Here is an 18,364-nt window from a genome sequence, read left to right on the forward strand (position 1 = left end):
TGGTTTACTTCCCTGCTCTAAATAAGAATTCTTTTTCTTCTGAAGTTAAGCTATCATAACCACTTTTACTGATTTTATCTAGTATAACATCAATTTTCTTTTGATTATTAAACTCATTAAAATCGGCTTTATTATAACCACCTGCTTTACTTTTATTTTTTTGTACCGTTTTTAAAGGTCCTTTTTTTGAAAACTTAAATAAATTCGAAAAATAATCCATGAATTTTTCAAAACCTTTTCCAATATCCTGTCCTTTAACTAATTGTTTTGCATAGAAATACCCTAATAAAGCGCCGCCTAAATGCGCTAAATTACCACCAGCATTTCCCGTAACTGGATTATTAATACCAGAAATTACGCCTATAACATCTAAAACAACAATAATAGCACCAATATACCATAGCTTCAGGTTAAATGTAAAAAAACGAATCTCTTGTTTTGGCATGTAGGCACACAGAAAAATCAACAAGGCTCTAACCGCGCCCGACGCTCCTAAAAGTCTTGAGTTTCCACCAAAAACCTCTGGCAATAAACTATAACAAAACATAAAAAGTAAACCTCCAGCTATTGCACCTAAGAAATATACGTTAAGAGCCATTTTTGGGCTAAACAAATTCAAAAACATGCGCCCTAGAAAATACAACCAAAGCATGTTAAATAGCATGTGTAAAAATTCGGTGTGTACAAATGCATAGGTTATTAACGACCAGGGTTTCAATATAAAACTTGAAAAACCACTTGGGAGCTGAAACCAAATAAAATTAAACTTTGTAATTAACGCTAAAAGAAATACTACAACATTAATAGCTATAATCTTTTCTAGCACATTAAGGTTGGCTAACTTTTGTTTTATGTCTTGATTAAGTGAAGTCATTAATTCCAGCGGTTTCTGTTAAACTGGTTCTTTTTCCAATACCACATAATGATAAAGCCCGTTACAGCGCCACCAACGTGAGCCATATAAGCAGTATTACTAGGACTAAAGAATGACTGTCCTGTAAGACCAGAAATTAAATCTAAAATAATAATTCCAGGAATAAAATATTTTGCTTTAATAGGAATAGGTAAAAATATCAGCATCAATTTAGCTTCAGGATTCATCATACCAAAAGCGGCTAAAATACCCATTAAACAACCTGAGGCTCCTACCATACTCGCATTGTATGAGGGATAAATATCTTTCAACAACGTAAATTGAGATTGTGAAATCCCAGAAATCACTTCGTTAGTTGTAAGCATTTGTTTTATATCACCTGATGTTAAGCCAGATTCTATTAACGTGTTGTAATTAGGAACATACTGAAAATAATAATATCCAAGTTGCAGCAAGACTGCACCCAATCCTGCAGAAAAATATATGAATAAAAATCGTTTAGACCCTAAAACTTGTTCAACTGGCGTTCCAAACATCCAAAGCGCAAACATGTTGAAAAAAATATGCATCGCGCCTCCATGCATAAACATATGCGTAATGATTTGCCATGGTTGAAATGCATCGTTATTTGGAAAATACAGGGCAAACCACTCATAAAACAATGTACCATTTCCAATGGCTAGAGTACCAACAAACATAATCACATTTATGATTATTAAATGTTTAACGGTGTCTGAAATTTGCATCATACTTTTCTATTTCTTTTAAACTGCTTTTCAATAAAGACCTTTTAACTGCGTTCAAGGCGACATTGAAGCGCTTTTTATACTTTACAAAATAAATTTTTTGTCTAACTCGTCAACCGTCATTGTTACGAAGGTTGTTCGATTCGTGGGCGACACATTAGGTTCCTTACAAGCAAACAATTTGTTAACTAAGTGCTCTTGCTCATCTTTTTGCAATGACTGCCCTGTTTTTATTGCTAAACTTTTAGCCATAGATTTTGCAAGCAAATCGGCTGCACTAAAATTACTATCAGGTACTTCATTTTCAACATCACTTACAAGCTGTTCTAAAATTATAGACACTTCGCTTTCTGGCACGCCTACTGGTACGCCTGTAATATCCACTGTTTCATCTTTAAAGCTTGAAAACACAAAACCCGTATGTTCTAAATCATCTTTTAATTGCCTTATAATCACAATATCTTGTGGCGAAAAATGAAGTCGTAATGGAAACAATAATTGCTGACTAACAGCTTCTTTAATTGTTAAGTTTTTGAGGAAATCTTCATATAAGATTCGCTGATGAGCTCGATGCTGATCGATGACTAACATACCAGATTTGATAGCGCTTATAATGTATTTATTATGAAGCTGATAGGTTGTGTTGGTTTTATCAACTTGATTCTCATCTGTAAAAATAGATGCCGTTTGCTCCTCACTTTCAAACCTAACTTCAGTGAAGTCTTGTTTTGAATTATTTCCTTTAGATTCTAAGCCTACATATAAACTCTCCCAACTGGCCACAGGCTCCTTTTTATAGGCTATTGCTTTGGCTCTTGATTGTTGTTCTTCTTGAAACGGATTAAAACTTCTATCTACTTCAATTTTCGGAGCTTTTGAATCTGCTTTTTTATAATCGTATGGTGTATCTAAATTAGGGTCGCGCTCAAAATCTAACACTGGCGCAATATTAAATTGACCCAAACTATGTTTTATGGCCGAACGCAATAAAGCATAAAGTGTATGCTCATCATCAAACTTAATTTCTGTTTTTGTGGGATGGATGTTAATATCTATGGTATGCGGGTCTACCGTTAAATTTAAAAAATAACTGGCATGAGTACCACTTTTTAACAAACCATCAAAAGCTGAAGCTATCGCATGATTTAGATAGGCACTTTTTATGAAGCGATTATTCACAAAAAAGTATTGCTCCCCTCTTGTTTTTTTAGCGAATTCGGGTTTACCTACAAATCCTGAAATTTTTAAAACTTCGGTATCCTCTTCAACAGGAACCAATTTTTCGTTGGTTTTATTACCAAAAATATTTACGATACGCTGACGATAATTACTAACAGGCAAATTAAACGTTTCACTTCCGTTGTTATATAGCGCAAAACTAATACTAGGATGTGCTAATGCCACACGATGAAACTCATCAATAACATGACGCAATTCTACAGTATCGGACTTTAAAAAATTTCGTCTTGCTGGGATATTAAAAAACAGATTTTTTACTGCAACTGATGTTCCTGTTGGTGTTACCACAATGTCTTGGGAAACCACATTACTTCCTTCAATAATTATTGCTGTTCCAACATCGTCGAGATCTTGTTTGGTTTTTAGTTCAACATGGGCAATTGCGGCAATACTCGCTAAAGCTTCGCCTCTAAAACCTTTGGTGTTTAGTTGAAATAAATCTTCAGCATTTCTAATTTTTGAAGTGGCATGACGCTCAAAACTCAATCGTGCATCGGTAACGCTCATGCCTTTACCGTTATCTATAACTTGCACTAAGGTTTTACCAGCGTCTTTTATTATAAGTTTTATGGTATTTGCACCAGCGTCAATAGCATTTTCAAGAAGTTCTTTAACTACAGAAGCTGGACGTTGTACAACTTCTCCAGCAGCAATTTGGTTTGCTACATGATCGGGTAAAAGCTGTATAATGTCTGCCATATATTAATTAGAAAAGAATATCGTTAAATCGAAGTCTATGATAAACAAAAAAATCAACACAAGAATAGCAACAATTATTAAAATGCGTCTGTTGGCTTCCCTATCTGGGTTATTTTTTAAATCATCAAATGCATCATTAAATTTTGCTTTAATTCCTTTATTCGCACCTACCGTTTTTCTAAAGCCATCAAACTTATGCTTAATTTCATACGGGTTGCCCTCACCTTTATCATCATAATAACGCGGTGTATAGCTAAATTTTTTGTTCTTTCTTAATTTTAAAAGTCCCATGATTTCTAAGTTTTTGGTATTACATGTATTTTTTCTCTAATACATACATACAAATCAATAATAATACCAAAATGATGATTAACACCTTCATTGACATGGCACCTCGAGTTTTAACTTTAGTGCCTTTGTTTTGTCGCCATTTAGAAATAAAATCTTTGGTATCTGCATTGCTATCTAAACCAGACTCTGTTTGACTTTCTTTTGAAAATCTAGGTTGATAATTAAAGGTTTTATGTTTGCGTTGTTTAAACAAAATCTAGTATTGCTCGTCGTTTCAAAAATACTTAAAAGTATGCAGAAATAGGAGTTTAAACTGCCAAAAAATGTTAAGATAATTGACAAGAGCTGAATAATAGAAAACCTATTAGTGTGAAAAAAAACTAACTATTCTTGCGTAGTTCTGCCATTTTTATTGCAGCAATAGCGGCTTCAGTACCCTTATTTCCATGTTTCCCACCAGAGCGATCGATGGCTTGTTGCATGGTATTATCTGTAAGCACACAGAAAATTACTGGTGTTTCACGCCTTACATTTAAATCTTTTATGCCTTGTGTAACCCCTTCGCAAACAAAATCAAAATGTTTTGTTTCCCCTTGAATTACGCTTCCTATAGCAATAACAGCGTTAACCATTTGCTCTTGCATCTTTTTAGCCCCGTAAATAAGCTCGAAGCTTCCTGGAACATTCCATCTAATTATATTATGTGGTAACACACCATTTTCCAAAAGGGCATGATAAGCGCCTTGATACAGTCCTTCAGTTACATTATCATTCCATTCTGAAACAACAATCCCAAACCGAAATTTACTCGCGTTTGGGATTGTTGCTTTATCGTATTCTGATAAATTTTTATTTTCGGTAGCCATAATTTAGCTATTATTTGTTTGCTAAAACTTGTGCTTTTCCTATAAACACATCTACTTTTGTTGCTTCAGTTGAGTTACTGTAATCGTCTTTTATTCTTTTAAAATAAGCTAAAGCTTTATCAGCTTTACCTAAATCTAAAGCAATTGTTCCTGCTTTAAACAAATACATTGGTGTTGTAAATTCGTTATTGCGCATTTCAGCAGCTTGCTCGTAGTATTCTAAAGCATCTTCTGGCTGGTTAAGTTGCACAAAAGCATCACCAATATTTCCTTTAGCTAAAGGTGCTAAAATTTCATCATCGCTTTTAAAATTACTTAAATGCTCAACGGCATTTTTGTAATCTTTTAATCTTAAATACGCAGTACCTGCATAGTAACTAGCTAAGTTAGCAGAAGGAGTTCCGCTATACTCTTCTATAATATCTAGCATCCCATATTTACCTTCACCTCCGTTTAAAGCTAAGTTATACAACGAGTCTTTTGCAACACCTGTAACGGCTTGATCAAAATATTTTTGAGCCTGAAACATATCGTTCATTGCAGCTTGTTGTTTTGGTTTAGCGATATACTCTTTATAACCTAAAGACCCTAAAACTATTGCTGCAACCAGACCAATAATTATGAAAATATATTTTTGGTTTTTTGCTACAAAATCTTCGGTTTTAGAAGCTGTTTCATCAAGTGTATTAAAAACCTCTGCAGTTGTAGATCCTTCCTCTATATTCTGTTGTTTTTCTACAGATGTTTTTGGTTTATGTCCTCTTTTCTTATAAGTTGCCATTATATGCTATCTAAAATTATTGTCGCGCAAAAATATAATTTTTCTTCAGAACTAAAAGGGTATTTATTTGATATTTTTCAATAATTTGCACTTCTTTTCAAGAGTTTAACCTTGAAACGCCCTCAAAGTTGCATTTTCTATGATTTTAAAATCGCTTTCATTACTAAATTATAAAAATTTCGATAGTAAATCGTTCATTTTCAATGACAAAATAAATTGTATTGTTGGTAATAACGGTATTGGAAAAACAAATGTACTTGATGCGATTTACCATTTATCCTTCGGAAAAAGCTATTTCAATCCTGTTGCCACTCAAAATATTAAACACGGAGAAGACTTTTTTGTAATTAATGGAGATTATGAGAAAGACGAGAAAATCGAGAAAGTTGCGATTAGCTTAAAACGAGGACAGAAGAAAATGATTAAGCGTAATGGTAAGGCTTATGAAAAATTTAGTGAGCATATTGGCTTTTTGCCCTTGGTAATTATATCGCCAGCAGATAGAGATTTGATTATAGAAGGAAGTGATACCAGGCGTAAGTTTATTGATAGTGTTATTTCGCAAAGCGATAAAAGTTATCTGAGTAATTTGATAAACTATAATAAAATATTGGCGCAACGTAATGCTTTGTTAAAATATTTTGCACTTAACCATACATTTAATAATGACACTTTAGAGGTTTACAATACACAACTTACGGAATACGGTAAAATAATTTTTGAAAAGCGCGATGCTTTTTTAAAAACGTTTATCCCGATTTTTAAATCGAGATACGAAGTTATTAGCAATAATAATGAAGCTGTTGATTTAGTTTACCAAAGTCATTTATTTGATGACGATTTGAGTACACTTTTAAAGGCTTCGATAAATAAGGATAAAGCTTTACAGTACACCAGTGTTGGTGTGCATAAGGATGATTTGCTTTTTAATATTGAAGAACATCCAATAAAGAAATTTGGGAGTCAAGGACAACAGAAATCGTTTTTGATTGCATTGAAATTGGCACAGTTTGATTTTATAAAAGCACAAAGTGGTGTTAACCCTATTTTATTACTTGACGATATTTTTGATAAGTTGGATGAACAGCGTGTAGCACAAATTATAAAATTGGTTGATGATGAAAATTTTGGTCAATTGTTTATAAGCGATACTCATGCGGAGCGTACTGAGGACGCTGTAAAGCAAGTGCATCAAAGTTATGAGATTTTTAGGCTATAATCAGTGCTAATCGCGATAAACCGTTGATGAGATAATAACAGACTTTTGCAAATTGAAAACGTATTTATGATAAAATTACCCGCCATAACGGATGAGCCCGCGTTAGGGATTGCAATGAAAATCCTTTTGTGAGGAACTAGCAAAAGATTGTAATGAAAAGCCCGACCCTTGTGGTAACGCCCAAAAAAATTAATACTTTTACAATATTATAATTCTATATGCTATGGCAAAACGTAATAACGAACATATTAGCATTCAGGACGCTTTAAAAGAATTCGTTGAAACCAATAAGCTTCAAAAAGGATTGAACAAGGTTAATGTAGCGGAAGCTTGGGCAAAACTAATGGGCAACGGGGTTAATAATTATACAACTGCCGTGAATTTGGAGCGTGAAACCCTGCATGTGCAATTGAGTTCGAGTGTATTAAGGGAAGAATTAAGCTACGGTAAGGAAAAGATAATTACTATGCTTAATGAGGAATTGGGTAAAGAAATTATTAAAAAACTGATTTTAAGATAATTAGACTTAGCTGTTTCTTGTAAATATTTTGTGAAAAAACAAAAAGGTATCATTTTTTGTATTACCTTTGAGGCTTAATTTATTATAATACAAATACAATGAGTAAAGGTACAGTAAAATTCTTCAACGATTCTAAAGGATTTGGATTCATTATTGAAGAGGACAACAACAAAGAACATTTCGTACACATTTCAGGACTTATCGATGAAATTCGTGAAGGTGATGTTGTAGAATTCGATCTACAAGAAGGTAGAAAAGGATTAAACGCCGTAAACGTAAAAGTAGTCTAAACGATATACTATTTAACAATTACAACTTAAAGCCTATCATTTATTTGATAGGCTTTTTTTGTTTTTAACGTTTTATAACTTAATTGGCTGTATATTCGCCAAATATTAATTATTATAATAAAAATACAATGAGTAAAGGTACCGTAAAATTTTTCAATGATTCAAAAGGTTTTGGATTCATTACTGAAGATGACAACAACAAAGAGCATTTCGTACATATTTCTGGACTAGTAGATGAAATTCGAGAAGGAGATGCAGTAGAATTCGATTTACAAAAAGGTAAAAAAGGATTAAACGCCGTAAATGTAAAAGTAATCTAAGGATATACTATATAACAATACAATTAAGAGCCTATCATCAATTTGATAGGCTTTTTTTTGTGGCATAACCTTTGCATTATATCATTTATAATAATTAAAATTTAATACAATGAGTAAAGGAACAGTAAAATTCTTCAACGATTCAAAAGGCTTTGGATTTATAACTGAAGAAGGTTCAAACACCGAACATTTTGTTCACATTTCAGGTTTAATTGATGAAATTCGCGAAGGCGATTTGGTTGAATTTGATTTACAAGAAGGCCGCAAAGGCTTAAATGCTGTAAACGTTAAAGTAGTTTAATACCATATAACATACTTTTAGAAACAAAAAATCCCGCAATAACATTGCGGGATTTTTTTATAGTTTGAGTGTTATTTTTAATTAAAACTGCTCTCTTCCAGAAAAATGAAAAGCACCTTCTATAGCTGCGTTTTCATTGCTATCACTACCATGTACTGCGTTTTCACTTATAGAATCTGCATACATTTTACGTATTGTACCTTCTGCAGCGTCTGCAGGATTTGTAGCGCCAATTAAGGTTCTAAAATCTTCAACAGCATTTTCTTTTTCTAAGATTGCCGCAACAATTGGTCCGCGTGTCATATACTCCACTAATTCTGGAAAAAACGGACGCTCTTTATGAATTGCATAAAATTCTTGAGCATCTGCAGTGGTCATTTGTGTTAATTTCATTGCTACAATTCTAAACCCTGAAGCTGAAATTTTTTCTAATATTGCCCCAATGTGTCCTTTCTCAACAGCATCTGGTTTAAGCATTGTAAATGTTCTGTTTGTCGCCATTATTTTTGTTTTATGTGGGTGCAAAAGTAATCTATTTCTATTGAATTCCAATAATTCTAATTTGAAAAAATTGTATCTTCGTCAACTATGAAAAAACAACACATTTCAAGCATAAAACAACTTTTATCTACACCAAAAAAGATAGTAATCGTAGCACATAAAAACCCTGATGGAGACGCTATTGGCTCCAGTTTAGGTTTATATCATTATTTAGTAAAAGGCAACCACAATGTAAACGTTATAATGCCTAATGATTATCCATCTTTTTTAAAATGGATACCAGGAAATGATGCCGTTTTAATACATGATGCACAAACAGCCACCTGTGATTCTTTGATAAACGAATCTGATATTATTTTCACTTTAGATTTTAATGCCTTTCATAGAACTGGCAATATGGAATCGGCATTAACCGAAAGCAATGCGTTGAAAATTATGATTGATCATCATCAAGCGCCAGACAATTATGCTGCTTATACGTTTAGCGATGTAAGCATGAGTTCCACCTGCGAAATGGTATATCATTTTATTAATATGCTAGATGATCTTGACAAGATTAACAGTGCTATTGCAACGAGTTTGTATGTTGGTATTATGACAGATACAGGTTCTTTTAGGTTTTCATCAACTACTAGTACGACGCATAGAGTTGTTGCAGATTTGATTGAAAAAGGCGCAAATAACTCAGAGATTCATAACCACGTTTTTGACACTAACAGTTATGAACGATTACAATTATTAGGTTGTGCACTAACCAATTTAAAAGTATTACCCGAACATAGAACGGCATACATTACGCTCTCACAGCAAGAACTACACAACTTTAATTACAAAAAAGGTGACACTGAAGGAGTTGTAAACTACGGCCTTTCATTAGATGGCGTTGTTCTAGCTGCAATTTTTATAGAAGACAGACAAGAAGGTATTATAAAAATCTCATTACGCTCAAAAGGTAACTTTTCGGTAAATGAAATGTCTAGGGCTCATTTTGAAGGTGGTGGACATACAAATGCCGCTGGTGGCAAGAGCTATTTATCTCTAGAAAAAACTATTGAAAAATTTATTAGTATATTGCCTAGTTATAATAAAGCCCTGAATGATGAATAAATTTCTAACCATAGCGCTCGTTTTTTTAGTGTTTGCTTGTAAAACACCCGAAGCCAGAAGCCCTGTTTCTGTAAAAACAGGCTCTTTTATTGATGCTTCTGTAGAACGAAATAAAAAATTAAATGCCAGAGAGAAAGCTTCCATTGAAAAAATAATGAAGCAACAAAATATTGATTACATCGCTTCAGAAAGTGGGTTTTGGTATTACTATAATAACAAAGCTGTGATTGACACGTTAAAAACTCCAGACTTTGGTGATGTTGTAAACTATAATTACAATGTGAAATCTTTAGATGGCAATGTTATTTACACCACTGAAGATATTAAAACGCAATCCTACGCCATGGACAAAGAAGAACTGTTTACTGGACTTCGAGAAGGTTTAAAGCTTATGAAAAGTGGTGAGACCGTTACTTTCCTGTTTCCTTCGCAAAAAGCCTACGGTTACTACGGCGATGAAAATAAAATTGGCAGCAATATGCCACTAATTTGTGAGGTTACTGTTAATTCTATTACTGAAGAAAATCAATCACGCTAACATGCTTTTTAAAGGTGCTTATAACGTTTTAATTCTAGCGCTGTTATTCATTTTTTTAACGGCTTGTGAAGAAAAACGCAAAGATCTTGAAGACGGTATTTATGCTGAGTTTGTTACAAACAAAGGCAACATGATGGCCAAATTAACTTACGAAAAAACGCCTGTAACCGTTGCCAATTTTGTGTCGCTAGCTGAAGGCACTAATACTTTAGTGAAAGACCCTTACAAAAAGAAAGCCTATTTTAATGGTACTATTTTTCATCGTATTATAGAAAATTCGATTATCCAAGGAGGCGACCCTACCGGTAAAGGTCCTGGGAATCCTGGTTATAAATTTAAAGACGAATTTCATCCTGATTTAAAACACGATAAAAAAGGTATTCTTTCTATGGCTAATTATGGTCCGAAAACTAACGGTAGCCAATTTTTTATTACCGATGTTCCAAGACCAAAATTGGATAATAAACACAGTGTTTTTGGTGAATTAGTTACTGGATTTGATGTTTTAGATTCTATTTCGGCTGTAAAAACAGATAAAAATGACAGACCACTAAAAGAAGTGGTGATAAAAGAAGTAAATATTTTAAGAATAGGTAAATCTGCACAAAAATTTAATGCTCCCAAAATTTTCGAAAATCATTTTATTGAAGAACAACGCCTTGAAAAGCAAAAAAAAGCTAAAGCAGAAGCTCTTTTAAAAGCAACTTTTAAGCGATTTGAAAATCAAAAAACAAAAGCCAAAACCTTAGATTCTGGACTTTACTATTATGTGTCTAAGCAAGGTGAAGGTGAAAAGTTACATGAAAATGCACAAGCATTAGTGCATTATACCGTTTACACAGAAAACGGTGAGTTTATAAAAACCAGCAAACTAGAGTTGGCAAAAGCATTAAATGTTGTTGATAAAAACGGTACCGAAACAAAAAAGTATCAACCTATTATTGCAGATATTGGTCCGGATGCACAAATGATACCTGGATTTAAAGAAGGATTACAGCAATTGCATGTAGGAGATCAAGCTACCTTATTTATACCCTATCATTTAGGGTTTGGAGAGGCGGGTGGCAACACAGTTCCTGGAAAAACCAATATAATTTTTGAAGTTGAAGTCTTGAAACTTCTTAAATAAATTTTAACATTAAAGCCATTGTAATCCTTTATATTTACAACGAAAAATAAAACCTATGCATCTATTAAAATTTGATTGGAACCCTATTACAGGTATTGATATTGTAGGCAACTTTAAATTACATTTTTACAGTGTGATGTGGATTGTTGCTTTTATTTTGGGTTGGTATATCATGAAACGCATTTTCACTAAAGAAAAGGTGTCATTGGATTATTTAGATCCGTTGTTTATTTATACTGTTTTAGCAACTATGCTAGGTGCGAGATTAGGACATGTTTTATTTTACCAATCGGAATTAATAACGGAAGATTTTTTAAGCATCATTCTTCCCATTAGAACCAAACCGAGTTTTGAATTTACCGGTTTTCAAGGACTTGCTAGTCATGGTGCAGCCATAGGTATTATTATTGGGATGTATTTATACCGAAAAAAATACACCTACAAATCGATACTTTGGATTTTAGATAGAATTGTGATACCAGTGGCTTCTGGTGCCATTTTTATTAGAATAGGAAATTTTATTAACTCTGAAATTATAGGTAAAGCTTCTGGAGAATTCCCTTTAGGTGTTCGGTTTATACAAGACCAATATTACAAAAGTGAAATTATGCAACGTACAGGCATTAAAGATGTACAAAAAGCCTATAATGCTGTAACTGAAAATCCACAATTTCAAAACTTACTTGATGCGGTGCCTTACCGCCATCCGTCGCAGTTATACGAATCGTTCTGCTATATTTTTGTGTTTCTTATTTTATGGTATTTCTACTCGAAAACCGCTAAAAAAGATCAACCAGGATTTTTATTTGGCTTGTTTTTAATTTTACTTTGGACCATTCGTTTCTTTATTGAATTTACAAAAGAACCGCAAGGTGATGAATACATTAACTGGTTAAACTTAAATACCGGACAATGGTTAAGTATTCCATTTATTTTAATTGGCTTGTACTTTATGTTTATGTATAAACCAAAAACTGCAAGCAAATAAGATGTTTTTTAAACGTTTTACCATACTATTCATATTCGTTTTCGCGCTGTGTTTATCTGGGTGCAAAGAGAATAACAAGGTTATTAAGCAAACTGAAGTTACCTTTACTAAAGAAGGTGAACTTCATATTTTAAAAGTTTCTGATGCCACAAAAATTGTTTTGGATATTGAAATTGCCGACACCGATTTTGATATACAAACAGGTTTAATGTATAGAAATTCGATGAAGAATAACCAAGGTATGTTATTTGTTTTTGAAGATGAAACCGAACGTTTCTTCTACATGAAGAACACTAAAATTCCATTAGATCTTATTTTTATAAATGCGGAAAAAGAGATTGTTAGTTTTCAGAAAAACGCGATGCCATTTGATGAATCTTCACTCCCTTCAAATGCTCCTGCCCAATATGTTTTAGAAGTTAATGCAGGGTTGGTTGATAGTTGGGGAATAACTGTTGGCGATCTAGTAGATTTTACAAAATAAAAATAGTTTCGTTTTTTAGGGTAGTACAAACTAATTCCGTTTTCGTTTAAACAAATACTATAGCAATGACTACTACACCAGAACATTATGCTCGTGTTGCTAATTTAACCATTGCATCTGTAAATCCACACTACTTTACAAGAGTTGAATAGAAAGGCAGAACTAAAGCTGAATTGCACGAAGTTATTACCTGGTTAACTGGTTTGATGATGCTAAAATAAAAAAGCTAATAGATAGGAAAATTACCTTTAAAACTTTTTTTGAGCTAGCCAATATACACTCTTATGAGAGTTAAATAAAAGGTGTTATTTGTGGTTACAGAATTGAAAATATTGAAACTCCATTAACGAAACAGGCGAGATACTTATACAAACTGATTTATGAATTGGCTGAAGGCAGAAAGATGGAAAAAATTCTGAGCAAATAATTATCAAGTATACTTTAAATCAGCCATTAAGTACTGAATTTTGCGGATAACTGCGTTAGGGATTGTTGTGAATAGCTTTTAGCGAGGCGCGCATCGAGCAAAAACTTGTAACGAAAAGCCCGACCCATGTGGTAACCTGCCTGCCGGCAGGCGGGCGCCAACAAATTAAAAAAAAAGCCTATCAACTAATGTTAATAGGCTTTTTGATTTATAAAATTCTAAGTATTACTTCTTTTTCTTGTCTTCTGATTTACTTACTGTATCGTACATTACTGGAGTTGCGATAAATAGCGACGAGTATGTACCTACGATTACACCTACAATAAGTGCAAACATAAACCCACGAATAGAATCTCCACCAAAAATGAAGATGGATAATAACACAACTAACGTTGTTAACGAGGTGTTTAATGTTCTACTTAATGTACTACTTAATGATGAGTTTACAACCTTATCGAATTTCCAAGAGGTGTGCTCATTGAAGAACTCACGAATTCTATCGAATACAACCACCGTATCGTTAAGCGAGTAACCAATTACGGTTAGAATTGCTGCGATAAACGCTTGATTGATTTCCATATTAAAAGGCATAAATTTATAAGTTAACGAGAATACACCTAATACAATTAATACATCGTGAAATACGGCTGCTACCGCACCTAAAGAGTATTGCCATTTCTTAAAACGAATTAAGATATAAAGGAATACGACTATTAACGACCCTAGAATTGCCCAGAATGATGCTTGTTTGATATCATCGGCAATGGTTGGTGTTACTTTATAAGATTCTAATAAACCTATTTGCTTGTTTTCATCATTTAAATCGATAAACTGCTCATAAGTAATCCCTTCTAAATGTGGTACTAATGCTTCGTAAAGCGACTTTCTGATATCTTCGTCTACCTCTGCCCCAGACTCGTTTACTTTGTATTTAGTAGTAATTTTTAACTGGTTAGCATCACCAAATGTTTTTGCATCGGCACTACCAAATACTTCTGGTTGTGAAAGCAAATCTGTAATCTCTGATGCGCTAATATCTTGTGCGAAACGAACTTGATAAGTTCTACCACCAACAAAATCGACACCTTGGTTTAAACCGTTTGTTAATAACGAACCTAAACTTATAGCAATTAAAATTCCTGAAACGACATAAGCCACTTTACGTTTTTTCAAGAAATCGATATTTATATTTCTGAATAAGTTTTTCGTAATACCTGTAGAGAACTCTAATTTACCGCCTCTGTTAGCATACCAATCGATTAATAATCGAGTAATAAAAATTGCAGTAAATAAAGACGTTGCAATACCTATTAATAAGGTTGTTGCGAATCCTTTAATTGGACCAGTACCAAAAACAAATAAGATTAAAGCTGTTAAACCTGTGGTAATGTTGGCATCTAAAATAGAAGATAATGCGTTACTAAATCCGTCCTTTATAGATTCTAATTGTCCTTTTCCTTTAGCTAATTCTTCACGAATACGCTCGAAAATAAGTACGTTAGCATCTACCGACATACCAATGGTTAATACGATACCCGCAATGCCAGGTAATGTAAGTACAGCACCTAATCCTGATAAAATTCCGAAGATTAATAAGATGTTTAATAACATTGCGGCATCTGCAAAAGCACCTGCTTTTCCGTAGTAGAAAATCATCCAAAGTAACACTAATGCTAAAGCAATTAAGAACGACATTGTACCACTCTCTATAGCTTCTTTACCTAAAGATGGTCCTACAACCTCACTTTGAATAATATCTGCCGATGCTGGTAATTTACCTGCACGTAATACGTTTGCTAAATCTATCGCCTCATTTAATGAAAAATCACCTGAGATAGAAGAACTACCACCTGCAATTGGCCCAGTAGTTACACCCGGAGCAGAATACACAACATCATCTAAAACAATAGCTATCTGACTACCTTGAGTGTATGCTTTACCAGTCATTTCTTCCCAAATCTTAGCACCTTTAGCATTCATTTGCATTGATACTTCAGATTTTCCTGTAGGACCGAATTGATTACGCGCATCGGTTACCACTGCTCCACTTAATTGAGGTACATTTTCACGGTTACCAACTAAAGCATATAAATCTACTAATTCACTGTTTTTTTCTGGCTTACCAAAAACAAACTTTGCGTAACGTTGCTCTGCAGGAAGTAAAGCTCTTACTTCAGGTCTGTTTAGGTAATCTAAAACTGTTTCTTTATCTTTTATTTCAAACTTAGCAATGATTGGTCCTCCTTGGTAACCAATACCTCTTATTAACTTCCCTAATGGGTTGTTTTCTTCAACTGCTGTAGAATCAGTTACAGCATCACCTAATAAATCATCAATTTGATCACCCTGAGCGTCTTCTTCGTCTTGAGGTTCTACTTCAGTATCAGATTCAGGATTAACCAAATCTTTTAAAACAACATTAGCTTGATCTATAAACTGAAAGAATTGTTCACCTTTGTATGCATCCCAAAACTCTAATTGTGCTGTACTCTGTAATAAACTTGTTGCACGTTCTACGTCTTTTACGCCTGGTAATTCAACAAGTATACGACCAGAATTTCCTAAACGCTGAATGTTTGGTGATGTTACACCAAACTCATCAATACGCTTACGAAGTACTTCGAATGCTGAAACAATAGATTCATCTATTTTAGTTTCGATAATGGCTTTTACCTCATCATCAGACATACTTCCATCAATTTCTCCATCTAGTGCTTTCGTGTAAAATATATCTGGTGAAGCTAATTTAGTGTCGCCCTTAATTGCATCAAAAGCAGTGAAAAAATCTTGTAAATACGTGTTCTGACTGTTTTTTTGAAGTTCTGAAGCATCTTCTAAAGCTTGATTAAAAACAGGATCGGTAGTATTGTTTGCTAATCCTTTTAAGATATCTTTTACCGATACTTGAAGAATAACGTTAATACCTCCTTTTAAATCTAAACCAAGATTCATGGCTTTCTGCTTCACTTCGTTATAAGTGAATTTTGCTACACCAATGTTATATACGGTATCTGTAGCTTTTTCTTGAAGAAAACTAGCCTCTTCTTGACTGCGCAGTGCACGATAATTCTCTTCAGATTCAGAGATTTTACTAATCGCATATTCTTCTGCTTCTTTTTCAACCTGATTTGCTTTGAATGTGAATGATAATTGGTAAAGACTTACCAAACCAAACAAAATAGCAAATAGCTTTACTAATCCTTTGTTTTGCATGTTATAATGTTTTACGTCAAATTTTTTAAAAACGAGCAAATATAGAATTTACCGCATAATCTGACAATTTTTTATTTTTTGAATGTGAATTTTATAGAATCATTATTTGAAATGATTTCTAATTTGGAGTGTTTGGGGAATACAACTAAGTGCTCCCTTAGCTTATTGGGCCTGCTCTTACTTCAGGAATGGCATGTTGTGCATCGCTTATTTTAAAAGCGACATCTTTACGAATTCTATAAGTAACTTGGATTAAGTTATCCTCACATTGATAAGCAATACTTGATACTGCTAATGGATTTGGATCTAAAAATCGGTTACTTTTTGATTTAAACTCTAAACTGATTACGCCATCAAAATCCCATCCGGTATCCTGTGTTTTTTGAATTTCGAAAACATCGAGATTGTAACTAACATTAGAGTCTTTACTCGGGATTTCAGTAGAATCTGTGTCTTTAGATGGTAAAGTTAATTGAAGTGCAATTTCATTTTCAACTGAAAACTTTGCTTTGATACTTGCAATATCGGCATCACTAAAATAGGTGATTTTTAAGGTTCCGTTATCTAATTCTAGAACCTGAATATTTTCAGCACCTATACTTTGCAGCTGTTGCTTTACAATAGCTACCGTATTTTCAGTTTGATTTGCGTTTAAGCTTACATCGTCAAACTGCAATACAATTTCTTGGTTTGGTATGGTTAATTGCTGTTGTGAAACCACACCAAATAAGGTAAGACCAAAAATTAATACGCTAATGCACCATCTTGCTAACATGCGCCAAATATAAAAAAATAAAGACTGTATTGCTACAGTCTTTATATAAATCTATGTTTTATAGTTTTGGTGCACTATACATCCAACAATCCGTTAGTCTTTTTAACACCTTCGGCACTCGCTTGCATATGGGCTTTTTCAGCATCACTTAAAGGAATATCAACTATTTTTTCAATACCGTTTCTTCCTAAAATTACTGGAACACCTATACATATATCATTTAAACCATATTCACCTTCTAAGAAAGTAGAACATGGGAACAATTTCTTTTGGTCGCAAGCAATGGCTTGAACTAAACCACTTACTGCAGCTCCAGGTGCATACCACGCTGAAGTACCTAATAATTTAGTAAGTGTTGCACCACCAACTTTAGTATCTTCAGCAACTTGAGATAAACGCTCTGCGCTTAAAAACTCAGAAACCTTAATACTGTTTCTTGTGGCATGACTTATTAGTGGCACCATACCCGTATCGCTATGACCACCAACAACCATTCCGTCTACATCGCTAATAGGCGCTCCTAAAGCTTCAGCTAATCTATATTTGAAACGTGCAGAATCTAAAGCACCACCCATTCCAATAATTCTGTTTTTAGGAATATCTAAAGTTTTATGAGCTAAATATGTCATGGTATCCATTGGGTTACTCACAACAATAAGTATCATATTAGGAGAATGTTCAAGTAAACTTGTAGAAACCGCTTTTACTATACCTGCATTAATTCCAATTAACTCTTCACGAGTCATACCAGGTTTACGAGGAATTCCAGAAGTAATCACACAAATATCACTATTTGCTGTTTTACTGTAATCGTTAGTTACACCTGTAATTTTTGTATCAAAACCATTTAATGATGCGCATTGCATTAAATCCATAGCTTTTCCTTCAGCATAACCTTCTTTAATATCCAACAATACAACTTCTGAAGCGAAGTTTTTTATAGCAATATACTCTGCACAACTTGCACCAACTGCTCCTGCTCCTACTACTGTTACTTTCATTTGATTAATATTTAATTAGTTTTTAATTTGTTTTAGAGTTATTTATCAAATTTCT

General features: G+C 33.6%; 22 protein-coding genes. 11 read left to right on the forward strand and 11 right to left on the reverse strand.

Translation table 11 applies throughout. The features are described from left to right. Window positions 1-4: 4 nt before the first annotated feature. The 7 genes from BUA46_RS01380 to BUA46_RS01410 all read right to left on the reverse strand — a co-directional run bounded on the left by BUA46_RS01380 (window position 5) and on the right by BUA46_RS01410 (window position 5,496). Complete coding sequence (locus BUA46_RS01380) at window positions 5-874, reverse strand: rhomboid family protein (protein WP_019386361.1); 870 nt, start codon at window positions 872-874, stop codon at window positions 5-7. Further along, window positions 874-1,623, reverse strand: coding sequence for a rhomboid family intramembrane serine protease (locus tag BUA46_RS01385; RefSeq protein ID WP_019386360.1), 750 nt, complete (start codon window positions 1,621-1,623; stop codon window positions 874-876). The genes BUA46_RS01380 and BUA46_RS01385 overlap by 1 nt, the downstream gene beginning before the upstream one ends. An 81-nt stretch (window positions 1,624-1,704) precedes the next feature. After that, a complete protein-coding gene (gene mutL, locus BUA46_RS01390; protein ID WP_019386359.1) occupies window positions 1,705-3,558 on the reverse strand; it encodes a DNA mismatch repair endonuclease MutL in 1,854 nt (617 codons plus the stop codon). A 3-nt stretch (window positions 3,559-3,561) separates the two neighbouring features. Continuing rightward, entirely contained in the window at window positions 3,562-3,849 is a 288-nt protein-coding gene (locus BUA46_RS01395) for a hypothetical protein (protein ID WP_019386358.1), read from the reverse strand. A 19-nt stretch (window positions 3,850-3,868) separates the two neighbouring features. After that, window positions 3,869-4,102, reverse strand: coding sequence for a hypothetical protein (locus tag BUA46_RS01400; protein WP_019386357.1), 234 nt, complete (start codon window positions 4,100-4,102; stop codon window positions 3,869-3,871). Window positions 4,103-4,229: 127 nt separating this feature from the next. Further along, a complete protein-coding gene (gene ribH, locus BUA46_RS01405) occupies window positions 4,230-4,715 on the reverse strand; it encodes a 6,7-dimethyl-8-ribityllumazine synthase (RefSeq protein ID WP_019386356.1) in 486 nt (161 codons plus the stop codon). A 10-nt stretch (window positions 4,716-4,725) separates the two neighbouring features. Further along, complete coding sequence (locus tag BUA46_RS01410) at window positions 4,726-5,496, reverse strand: YfgM family protein (protein ID WP_019386355.1); 771 nt, start codon at window positions 5,494-5,496, stop codon at window positions 4,726-4,728. A 139-nt stretch (window positions 5,497-5,635) separates the two neighbouring features. Between BUA46_RS01410 and recF the strand changes: the two genes are divergently transcribed. The 5 genes from recF (at window position 5,636) to BUA46_RS01435 (ending at window position 8,146) form a co-directional block, all read left to right on the forward strand. Beyond that, window positions 5,636-6,715, forward strand: a complete 1,080-nt coding sequence (gene recF / locus BUA46_RS01415; protein ID WP_019386354.1) for a DNA replication/repair protein RecF — start codon at window positions 5,636-5,638, stop codon at window positions 6,713-6,715. 223 nt (window positions 6,716-6,938) lie between these two features. Continuing rightward, on the forward strand, window positions 6,939-7,235 hold the full coding sequence (locus BUA46_RS01420) for a DciA family protein (protein ID WP_019386353.1): 297 nt from the start codon (window positions 6,939-6,941) through the stop codon (window positions 7,233-7,235). Between the two features lie 98 nt (window positions 7,236-7,333). Continuing rightward, window positions 7,334-7,525 carry a cold-shock protein gene (locus tag BUA46_RS01425; protein WP_019386352.1) on the forward strand — a complete coding sequence of 64 codons (192 nt, stop codon included), beginning with the start codon at window positions 7,334-7,336 and terminating at the stop codon, window positions 7,523-7,525. Window positions 7,526-7,653: 128 nt separating this feature from the next. After that, window positions 7,654-7,845, forward strand: coding sequence for a cold-shock protein (locus BUA46_RS01430; protein ID WP_026009912.1), 192 nt, complete (start codon window positions 7,654-7,656; stop codon window positions 7,843-7,845). Between the two features lie 109 nt (window positions 7,846-7,954). Then, the gene (locus tag BUA46_RS01435; RefSeq protein WP_019386350.1) at window positions 7,955-8,146 is read left to right on the forward strand and encodes a cold-shock protein; all 192 of its coding nucleotides are present in this window, start codon (window positions 7,955-7,957) and stop codon (window positions 8,144-8,146) included. 81 nt (window positions 8,147-8,227) lie between these two features. Here BUA46_RS01435 and BUA46_RS01440 read toward each other — a convergent pair whose 3' ends face one another. Further along, entirely contained in the window at window positions 8,228-8,647 is a 420-nt protein-coding gene (locus tag BUA46_RS01440; RefSeq protein ID WP_019386349.1) for a nucleoside-diphosphate kinase, read from the reverse strand. An 87-nt stretch (window positions 8,648-8,734) separates the two neighbouring features. Here BUA46_RS01440 and BUA46_RS01445 point away from each other — a divergent pair, with 87 nt between their 5' ends. The 6 genes from BUA46_RS01445 (at window position 8,735) to BUA46_RS15310 (ending at window position 13,320) form a co-directional block, all read left to right on the forward strand. Beyond that, on the forward strand, window positions 8,735-9,754 hold the full coding sequence (locus BUA46_RS01445; protein ID WP_019386348.1) for a DHH family phosphoesterase: 1,020 nt from the start codon (window positions 8,735-8,737) through the stop codon (window positions 9,752-9,754). Next, entirely contained in the window at window positions 9,747-10,292 is a 546-nt protein-coding gene (gene gldI / locus BUA46_RS01450) for a gliding motility-associated peptidyl-prolyl isomerase GldI (protein WP_019386347.1), read from the forward strand. Before BUA46_RS01445 ends, gldI begins: the two co-directional genes overlap by 8 nt. Window position 10,293: 1 nt before the next feature. Then, window positions 10,294-11,421 carry a peptidylprolyl isomerase gene (locus BUA46_RS01455; protein ID WP_019386346.1) on the forward strand — a complete coding sequence of 376 codons (1,128 nt, stop codon included), beginning with the start codon at window positions 10,294-10,296 and terminating at the stop codon, window positions 11,419-11,421. A 55-nt stretch (window positions 11,422-11,476) separates the two neighbouring features. After that, entirely contained in the window at window positions 11,477-12,409 is a 933-nt protein-coding gene (gene lgt, locus BUA46_RS01460; RefSeq protein ID WP_019386345.1) for a prolipoprotein diacylglyceryl transferase, read from the forward strand. Window position 12,410: 1 nt separating this feature from the next. Continuing rightward, window positions 12,411-12,893, forward strand: coding sequence for a DUF192 domain-containing protein (locus BUA46_RS01465; protein ID WP_019386344.1), 483 nt, complete (start codon window positions 12,411-12,413; stop codon window positions 12,891-12,893). Between the two features lie 331 nt (window positions 12,894-13,224). Then, on the forward strand, window positions 13,225-13,320 hold the full coding sequence (locus BUA46_RS15310; RefSeq protein ID WP_349270759.1) for a DUF2200 family protein: 96 nt from the start codon (window positions 13,225-13,227) through the stop codon (window positions 13,318-13,320). Window positions 13,321-13,545: 225 nt separating this feature from the next. Here the strand turns inward: BUA46_RS15310 and secDF are convergent, their stop codons facing one another. From secDF to mdh, 3 genes are all read right to left on the reverse strand, one after another. Then, window positions 13,546-16,533, reverse strand: coding sequence for a protein translocase subunit SecDF (secDF, locus tag BUA46_RS01475; protein ID WP_019386343.1), 2,988 nt, complete (start codon window positions 16,531-16,533; stop codon window positions 13,546-13,548). A gap of 157 nt (window positions 16,534-16,690) precedes the next feature. Further along, window positions 16,691-17,308 (reverse strand): hypothetical protein, encoded by a 618-nt coding sequence (locus BUA46_RS01480; RefSeq protein WP_019386342.1) that lies wholly within the window; start codon window positions 17,306-17,308, stop codon window positions 16,691-16,693. A 74-nt stretch (window positions 17,309-17,382) separates the two neighbouring features. Beyond that, on the reverse strand, window positions 17,383-18,309 hold the full coding sequence (gene mdh / locus BUA46_RS01485; protein ID WP_019386341.1) for a malate dehydrogenase: 927 nt from the start codon (window positions 18,307-18,309) through the stop codon (window positions 17,383-17,385). Window positions 18,310-18,364 lie beyond the last annotated feature (55 nt).

The sequence above is a fragment of the Algibacter luteus genome (genome assembly GCF_900141715.1).
In the GTDB taxonomy this organism is placed as follows: domain Bacteria; phylum Bacteroidota; class Bacteroidia; order Flavobacteriales; family Flavobacteriaceae; genus Arenitalea; species Arenitalea lutea.

Bases quoted from the DNA above. Each gene is read 5' to 3' on its own strand.
- BUA46_RS01380 (WP_019386361.1), bottom strand. From the start codon at position 874: ATGACTTCACTTAATCAAGACATAAAACAAAAGTTAGCCAACCTTAAT.
- BUA46_RS01385 (WP_019386360.1), bottom strand. From the start codon at position 1,623: ATGATGCAAATTTCAGACACCGTTAAACATTTAATAATCATAAATGTG.
- mutL (WP_019386359.1), bottom strand. From the start codon at position 3,558: ATGGCAGACATTATACAGCTTTTACCCGATCATGTAGCAAACCAAATT.
- BUA46_RS01395 (WP_019386358.1), bottom strand. From the start codon at position 3,849: ATGGGACTTTTAAAATTAAGAAAGAACAAAAAATTTAGCTATACACCG.
- ribH (WP_019386356.1), bottom strand. From the start codon at position 4,715: ATGGCTACCGAAAATAAAAATTTATCAGAATACGATAAAGCAACAATC.
- BUA46_RS01410 (WP_019386355.1), bottom strand. From the start codon at position 5,496: ATGGCAACTTATAAGAAAAGAGGACATAAACCAAAAACATCTGTAGAA.
- recF (WP_019386354.1), top strand. From the start codon at position 5,636: ATGATTTTAAAATCGCTTTCATTACTAAATTATAAAAATTTCGATAGT.
- BUA46_RS01420 (WP_019386353.1), top strand. From the start codon at position 6,939: ATGGCAAAACGTAATAACGAACATATTAGCATTCAGGACGCTTTAAAA.
- BUA46_RS01425 (WP_019386352.1), top strand. From the start codon at position 7,334: ATGAGTAAAGGTACAGTAAAATTCTTCAACGATTCTAAAGGATTTGGA.
- BUA46_RS01430 (WP_026009912.1), top strand. From the start codon at position 7,654: ATGAGTAAAGGTACCGTAAAATTTTTCAATGATTCAAAAGGTTTTGGA.
- BUA46_RS01435 (WP_019386350.1), top strand. From the start codon at position 7,955: ATGAGTAAAGGAACAGTAAAATTCTTCAACGATTCAAAAGGCTTTGGA.
- BUA46_RS01440 (WP_019386349.1), bottom strand. From the start codon at position 8,647: ATGGCGACAAACAGAACATTTACAATGCTTAAACCAGATGCTGTTGAG.
- BUA46_RS01445 (WP_019386348.1), top strand. From the start codon at position 8,735: ATGAAAAAACAACACATTTCAAGCATAAAACAACTTTTATCTACACCA.
- gldI (WP_019386347.1), top strand. From the start codon at position 9,747: ATGAATAAATTTCTAACCATAGCGCTCGTTTTTTTAGTGTTTGCTTGT.
- BUA46_RS01455 (WP_019386346.1), top strand. From the start codon at position 10,294: ATGCTTTTTAAAGGTGCTTATAACGTTTTAATTCTAGCGCTGTTATTC.
- lgt (WP_019386345.1), top strand. From the start codon at position 11,477: ATGCATCTATTAAAATTTGATTGGAACCCTATTACAGGTATTGATATT.
- BUA46_RS01465 (WP_019386344.1), top strand. From the start codon at position 12,411: ATGTTTTTTAAACGTTTTACCATACTATTCATATTCGTTTTCGCGCTG.
- secDF (WP_019386343.1), bottom strand. From the start codon at position 16,533: ATGCAAAACAAAGGATTAGTAAAGCTATTTGCTATTTTGTTTGGTTTG.
- BUA46_RS01480 (WP_019386342.1), bottom strand. From the start codon at position 17,308: ATGTTAGCAAGATGGTGCATTAGCGTATTAATTTTTGGTCTTACCTTA.
- mdh (WP_019386341.1), bottom strand. From the start codon at position 18,309: ATGAAAGTAACAGTAGTAGGAGCAGGAGCAGTTGGTGCAAGTTGTGCA.